Source organism: Streptomonospora halophila, from assembly GCF_039542725.1.
Lineage (GTDB): Bacteria > Actinomycetota > Actinomycetes > Streptosporangiales > Streptosporangiaceae > Streptomonospora > Streptomonospora halophila.
In genome coordinates this window covers 238,812-245,415 of the sequence record NZ_BAABIK010000005.1, presented here as the reverse complement: position 1 = coordinate 245,415, position 6,604 = coordinate 238,812, and the positions used below count along the sequence as shown (strand labels likewise).

6 protein-coding genes are annotated in these 6,604 nt (G+C 74.7%); 3 read left to right on the top strand and 3 right to left on the bottom strand.

The window, feature by feature from the left end:
* Together ABEA15_RS06795 and ABEA15_RS06790 are read left to right on the top strand one after the other, a co-directional pair.
* On the top strand, positions 1-856 hold an 856-nt coding region (locus ABEA15_RS06795), incomplete at its 5' end, for a serine hydrolase (RefSeq protein WP_345555892.1).
* A gap of 100 nt (positions 857-956) precedes the next feature.
* Complete coding sequence (locus ABEA15_RS06790; protein ID WP_345555891.1) at positions 957-1,967, top strand: threonine aldolase family protein; 1,011 nt, start codon at positions 957-959, stop codon at positions 1,965-1,967.
* A 108-nt stretch (positions 1,968-2,075) separates the two neighbouring features.
* Here ABEA15_RS06790 and ABEA15_RS06785 read toward each other — a convergent pair whose 3' ends face one another.
* The 3 genes from ABEA15_RS06785 to fabG are packed head-to-tail and all read right to left on the bottom strand — an operon-like array spanning position 2,076 to position 5,293.
* A complete protein-coding gene (locus tag ABEA15_RS06785; RefSeq protein ID WP_345555890.1) occupies positions 2,076-3,221 on the bottom strand; it encodes an acyl-CoA dehydrogenase family protein in 1,146 nt (381 codons plus the stop codon).
* Positions 3,222-3,279: 58 nt separating this feature from the next.
* Positions 3,280-4,485, bottom strand: coding sequence for an acyl-CoA dehydrogenase family protein (locus tag ABEA15_RS06780; RefSeq protein WP_344143356.1), 1,206 nt, complete (start codon positions 4,483-4,485; stop codon positions 3,280-3,282).
* A 49-nt stretch (positions 4,486-4,534) separates the two neighbouring features.
* Entirely contained in the window at positions 4,535-5,293 is a 759-nt protein-coding gene (gene fabG, locus ABEA15_RS06775) for a 3-oxoacyl-ACP reductase FabG (protein ID WP_345555889.1), read from the bottom strand.
* 273 nt (positions 5,294-5,566) lie between these two features.
* Between fabG and ABEA15_RS06770 the strand changes: the two genes are divergently transcribed.
* Positions 5,567-6,328, top strand: coding sequence for an amidohydrolase family protein (locus tag ABEA15_RS06770; RefSeq protein WP_344143354.1), 762 nt, complete (start codon positions 5,567-5,569; stop codon positions 6,326-6,328).
* Positions 6,329-6,604: the final 276 nt, after the last annotated feature.

The window sequence follows — 6,604 nt, the reverse complement described above, 5'->3', positions numbered from 1 at the left end:
GGCCGCCGCCGCGGTCGCCGTCGCCACGGCGCCGGTGGAGCCTCCGCGGGTCGGCGGCGCCGCGGTGCGCCCCTCTCCCGCCGGGTCCGGCGCCCCGATCGAGACCGCCGCCGCGCTGACCCCGCGGGAGCGCGACCGCATCGCCGGCCTGCTGGACGACCACCTCTCCGGCCGCCCGGGCCGGCTGGCGCTGGCGGTGCAGGAGACGCGCACCGGCGCGGCCTTCGGCTACGCCGCCGACACCGGGTTCAGCACCGCCAGCGCCGTCAAGCTGGACCTGGTCGTGCACATGCTGCTGCGCGCCGAGGAGCGCGGCCGCTTCCTCACCGACCGCGAGAAGGCGCTCGCCGAGCGGATGATCCGCTACAGCGACAACGAGGCCGCTGACACCGCCTACCAGCACAACGGCTTCACCCCCGGGTTCGAGTACGCCACCCGGCGCCTGGGACTGCGCGACACCCGGTCCCACCAAGGCGGGGCCTGGGGGCTGGGCACGACGACGGCCGAGGACCGGCTCCGGCTGCTGCGCTCGGTCTTCACCCCGGCTAGCCCGCTGAGCGAGCGCAGCCGCGACCACGTCCTTTCGCTTATGGGCTCGGTGGCGCCGGAGCAGGCCTGGGGGATCAGTGCGGCGGCGGACCCCGCCGGCTCCGCCCGGCTCAAGAACGGCTGGGCGCCCGTGCGCGGCGACGGCGGGTCGTGGACCGTGCACAGCACCGGCGGCATCGTGCGCGGTGAACGCGAGTACCTGGTCGCGGTGCTCTCCGACGGCCAGCCCGACTACGGCACCGGCGTGCAGAGCGTGGAGGGCGCCGCCGCGCTGGTGGTCGTGGAGATGGCCGAGGCACTGGCGTGAGACGCCGGGCGCCCGCCGCGGTCGGAGCACTCGACGGCCGCGCGGCTAGAGTGGGGAGCCGGTTTCAGCAGTGGTTGTCGGGCGGAACGGAGCACCCGGAATGATCGATCTTCGCTCGGATACGGTCACGAAGCCCACGCCCGCGATGCGGCGGGCCATGGCCGAGGCCGACGTCGGCGACGACGTGTTCGGCGAGGACCCGACGGTCCGGGCGCTGGAAGAGGAGACCGCAGCCGTGCTGGGCAAGGAGGCCGCGTTGTACGTGCCCTCCGGGCACATGTCCAATCAGATCGCGGTCTATGTGCAGACCCGCTCGGGCGAGGAGGTCTGGTCCCACCGCCTCGCGCACGTGGTCGCCAACGAGCAGGGCGGCACCTCGGTGCTGGCGCGGGTGCTGCCCCGGCTGCACGACTCCGAGTCCGGCTACCCCGACGCCGCCCTGCTGGAGCGGTGGGCGCGGGGCGTCGACGACGTGCACCGCGCCCGGCCGCGGCTGATCTGCCTGGAGAACACCTTCTCCGGCCTGGTCGTCCCGCCCGCCGAGCAGGAGCGCATCGCCGCCTTCGCCCACGACCGCGGCATGCTGGTGCACCTGGACGGCGCGCGGCTGTGGAACGCCGCCGTGGAGCTGGGGGAGACCCCGGCGCGCCTGGCCCGGGGCGCCGACACGGTGTCGGTGTGCTTCTCCAAAGGGCTCGGCGCCCCGGTGGGCTCCGCTCTGGTCGGCGACGCCGCGGCGATCGCCGCGGGTCGGCGGGCGCGCAAGCTGCTGGGCGGCGGCATGCGCCAGGCGGGGATCGTCGCCGCGGGAGCGCTCTACGGATTGCGCAACCACGTGGACCGGCTCGCCGAGGACCACGAGCGCGCGCGGCGCCTGGCCGAGCGGATCTCCCTGACCCCGCCGCTGGGCGCACGGGCGCGCACCAACATGATCCTGGTCGACACCCCCGCCGGCCGCGCGCAGGAGCTCGCGGACCTGTTCGCGCGCGAAGGCGTCGGCTGCGTGCCGATGGGGGAGGACCGCATCCGCCTGGTCGTCCACCTGGACCTCTCCGACGCCGACGTCGACGCTGCGGCCGAGCGGATCGCCAAGGCCGCGGCCGCCGCGTGAGGCGCTCCCCGCGGCGCCTCTGTGGCCCGTGGGCCCTCGACAGGGCGCAGCGGGTGCCTCCGGCGCACCGCCGGACGGCACCCGCTGACGGGCGCCCTCGGGCCCGACTCAGCCGGTCGGCGCCGGCAGGTCGACCAGGCCCGACAGTGCGAGCCGGTGCCGGTCGGCCGTGCCCAGCGCGATCGCGTCGCTCTTGGCCCGCTTGAGGTACAGGTGCAGCGGGTGCTCCCAGGTGAAGCCGATGCCGCCGTGCAACTGCAGCGCCTCCTCCGCGGCCTTGACCGCCACACCGGAGACGAACGCCTGCGCGAGCGAGGCGCCGACCTCGGCCTCGGCCGCCTCCGCGGCCCCGGCGCCGGGCTCGCGCACGGCAGCAGCCGCGCTGGCCGCGCTGCGCACCACCGCGCGCGCCTGGGAGATCTCCACCCACAGGTCGGCGAGGCGGTGCTTGATCGCCTGGAACGAGCCGATCGGGCGGCCGAACTGGGTGCGGGTTTTGGTGTAGTCGACCGTGGCGTCCAGTGCCCACTGGGCGACGCCCAACTGCTCCGCCGACAGCAGAGCCGCACCGGTCACCAGCGCGCGGCGCAGCGCCCGCTCGGCGTCGGATCCCGCGGCCACGCGCCGGCCCTCAACACCCTCCAGAGCCACGTCCGCCAGCGGGCGGGTCAGGTCCAAGGTGACCACCGTCTCGACCCGCGCCCGGTCGGCCGGCACCACGTAGAGCCCCGGCCCCTGCTCGCCCACGGCCGGTACGACCAGCGTGTCGGCGGTCGTGGCGTCGACGACGCCGCGCACCGCGCCCTGCAGCACGCCGCCCTGCTCGCGCACCGTCTCGGGGAAGGCGGAGGCCGGAACGCTCGCGAAGGGGGCGGCGAGCGCGGCGGTGGCGTCGCCGCCGGCCAGCGCTCCCAGCTCCGACTCCGCCCGGTCCCCGGCCTCCAGCAGGACCGCGGTCGCCAGCACCGCGCTGCCCATGAAGGGCACCGGCGCCACGCCGCGCCCCAGCTCCTCGGCGACCACCGCGCTCTCGCGCAGGCTCGCTCCGGCGCCGCCCAGCTCCTCGGGCACGGGCAGGCCGGCGACGCCGATGCCGGCCAGGTCCTTCCACAGCGCCGTGTCGACGACCCCGTCGCCCTCGACCCGCGCGAGCACCGCCTCGGGCGGGCTCTTGTCCTCCAGCAGCGAGCGGACGCTCGCCCGCAGCTCCTCTTCGACCTCGCTGTAGAGCAGGTCGAGCCGGTTCTCGCTCATCGCGCCCCCCGGTTCGCGCGCGCGGGGCGCGCCGCCGTCGTCTCCGTGCCGTGCGGCCTCACTTGGGCAGGTCCTTCCATGCCACGTCCTTGTCCACGCGGGGCTCGGGCGGAAGGCCCAGGACCCGTTCGGCGATGATGTTGCGCAGGATCTCGGAGGTGCCGCCCTCGATGGAGTTGCCCTTGCTGCGCAGGTAGTGGAAGCCGGCCGAGCGCTTGGCGAACTCGACACCCTCGGGACGGCGGAACGTCCAGTCGTCGTAGGTCAGCCCCTCGCCGCCGAGCATCTCCAGCTCCAGGCCGGAGATCTCCTGGTTGAGCCGGGAGAAGGAGAACTTGGCCGCCGAACCCTCCGGGCCGGGCTGGCCGACGGCCAGCTGCTGGCGCAGCCGCTCCTTGGTGAGCCGCGCCGCCTCGGCCTCCACCCACAGCCGCAGCAGCGAGTCGTGCAGGCCGGGCGTGCGCACCTCGGGGCGCTCGCGCCAGATCCGCGCGACCGCGCCGATGAGCCCGCCCTCGCGCGGCTCCGGGTGGCCGCCGATGGAGACGCGCTCGTTCATCAGCGTGGTCTGGGCGACGCGCCAGCCCTCGCCCTCGCCGCCGAGCCGCTGGGAGTCGGGGATGCGCACGCTGTTCAGGTAGACCTCGTTGAACTCCGCCTCGCCGGTGATCTGGCGCAGCGCGCGCACGTCCACGCCCTCGGCGGCCATATCGCAGACGAAGTAGGTGATCCCCTGGTGCTTGGGCACGTCGGGGTCGGTGCGGGCGACGAGGATGGCGAAGTCGGCGCGGTGGGCCAGCGAGGTCCACACCTTCTGGCCGTCGACGGTCCAGGTGTCGCCGTCCCGCACCGCCCGGGTGCCCAGCGCCGCCAGGTCGGACCCGGCGCCGGGCTCGCTGAAGAGCTGGCACCAGATCTCCTCGCCGGTGTAGAGCGGCTTGAGATAGCGCGCGCGCTGCTCGGGGGTGCCGAACGCGAGGATGGTCGGAGCGGCCATCCCCAGGCCGATGACCAGCGCTTCGCGGCCCTCGGGGGCGAATCCCAGGCGCTCGAACTCCCGGTCGACGACGGGCTGCAGGGCGCGCGGAGCGCCCAGCCCGCCCTCGCCCTCGGGAAAGTGCACCCACGCGAGGCCGGCGTCGAAGCGCGCGGCCAGGAAGTCGCGCTGGCCGGTGGTCCGCGGGTCGTTGCGGGCGGCGAAGTCGGCGACCCGCCGACGCAGTGCGGAGGCGTCGAGCGACGCCCCCGCTGGGGCAGTGGTCATGGAATCTCCCTTTCAAGCAGGTGGCGGTGGAAGAGGGGAGGGGCGGGGGTCAGTCGCGTGGTCCGCCGGCGACGTAGACGACCTGGCCGGAGACGAAGCCGGCCTCCTCGCCGGCGAGGAAGGAGACGGTGGCGGCGATGTCCTCGGGGCGCCCGGCGCGGCGCACCGGGATCTGGGCGGCGGCCGCCGCCTTGAACTCCTCGAAGTCCATGCCCACGCGCTCGGCGGTCGCCTTGGTCATGTCGGTCTCGATGAAGCCGGGCGCCACGGCGTTGGCGGTGACTCCGAACTTGCCGAGCTCGATCGCCAGGGTCTTGGTGAGGCCCTGCAGGCCGGCCTTCGCGGTGGAGTAGTTGGCCTGGCCGCGGTTGCCCAGCGCCGACGTGCTCGACAGCGAGACGATGCGGCCCCACCCCTGGGAGGTCATGTGCTCCTGGGCGGCGCGCGACATCAGGAAGCTGCCGCGCAGGTGCACGTTCATCACGGTGTCCCAGTCGTCCTCGGACATCTTGAACAGCAGGTTGTCCCGGATCACGCCGGCGTTGTTCACCAGGATCTGCGGCGGCCCGAGCCGCTCGGCGACTTGGGAGACGGCGGCCGACACCTGGTCGGTGTCGCTGACGTCGGCGCCCACGGCGACCGCCTTCCCGCCGTCGGCCGCGATCAGGTCGACGGCGGCCTGCGCGTCGCTCTCCTTGAGGTCGACGACGGCGACGGCGCGTCCGTCGGCGGCCAGTCGGCGCGCCGTGGCGGCGCCGATACCGCGGGCGCCTCCGGTGACGATCGCGACACGTGGGGTCTCTGCCATTGCTACCTCCGGTTGGGTGGTCCGGGACACATCGAGCAGATACTATCGGCCTCATACCGACCGGGTGGTATGTGGGGTGGTGTGCAGGTCGGATGCCGGGTTGCGGCCGGTTGAACTGCGCAGGGGCCGACCGGCCCGGCCAGGGGCGGGCGCACCCGTCCACGCGGCGCGCATGAGGCACTAGCGTGGTCGCCGGGCCGAGCCGACCGCACAGTGCGCTCCGGCCCGAATCCCGCTGTGCGGAAGTCCGTGCTCCCGGCCGAATCGAGGGCAATGGCGTTGTTCGACGCCCACCTCCACATCATCGACCACCGCTTCGCGCTGCCCGGAAACGCCGGCTACCGGCCCGAGCCCTTCTCCGTCGCCGACTACCGGGACCGGACGCGCGAGCTCGGTTTCACCGGCGGCGCCGTCGTGGCCGGGTCCTTCTCCGGAACCGGCCAGGACCACCTGGTGGCGGCGCTGCGGGAACTGGGGCCGGCCTTCGTCGGGGTGGCGCAGCTGCCGCCCGACACCTCCGACTCCCACCTGCGCGACCTGCACGCCGCGGGAGTGCGCGCGCTGCGGCTGAACCTGTACCGCGGCGCCGTCGACGACCTCGACTCCCTGGTGCAGCTGGGCCGGCGCGCCGCCGAGCTGCTCAACTGGCCCACCGAGATCTACGTCGACTCCCGCGACCTGCGCGCGCTGGCGCCGCGCGTCGCGCCGCTGCCGCGCATCAGCGTCGACCACCTCGGACTCTCCGCAGAGGGCCTGCCCGCGCTGCTGGCCCTGGTGGGCTCGGGTGCGCGGGTCAAGGCGACCGGATTCGGGCGCGGCGATCTGGACGTGGCCGCCGCACTGCGCGCCGTCGCCGCGGTCAACCCCGGCGCTCTGATGGCGGGCACCGACCTGCCCTGCACCCGCGCCCCGCGCCCCTTCGACCCGGCCGACCTGGAGCTGATCACCGAGGCGCTGCCGCCCGCGGCCGCCGAGGCGGCGTTCGGCGCCAACGCACGCGACTTCTACGGGCTGCCCGCAAGCGGACGGCGGTGAGCCTTCCGCGGCGCCGGCACTCCCCCGGACGGGGGTGCTGGTACCACCTCCGGGGTGGGGGCACCCGGCCACTACTCGAGGTAGTCGGGATTCCGCCGTCGGCGGCTGTAGTGTGACGCTGTGAATCCGCCCGCGGCGCGTGACCGGCACACCTCCGCGCCCCCGGGCGACCGCCCGGCGCGCTCCACCGGGCGATCACTCCGCGGCCATCCGCTATTGGCCGGGAGAGGTGAGGCTGGAGAAAGGCCCCACCAGGACCGAGTGGAAAGAGGCGGT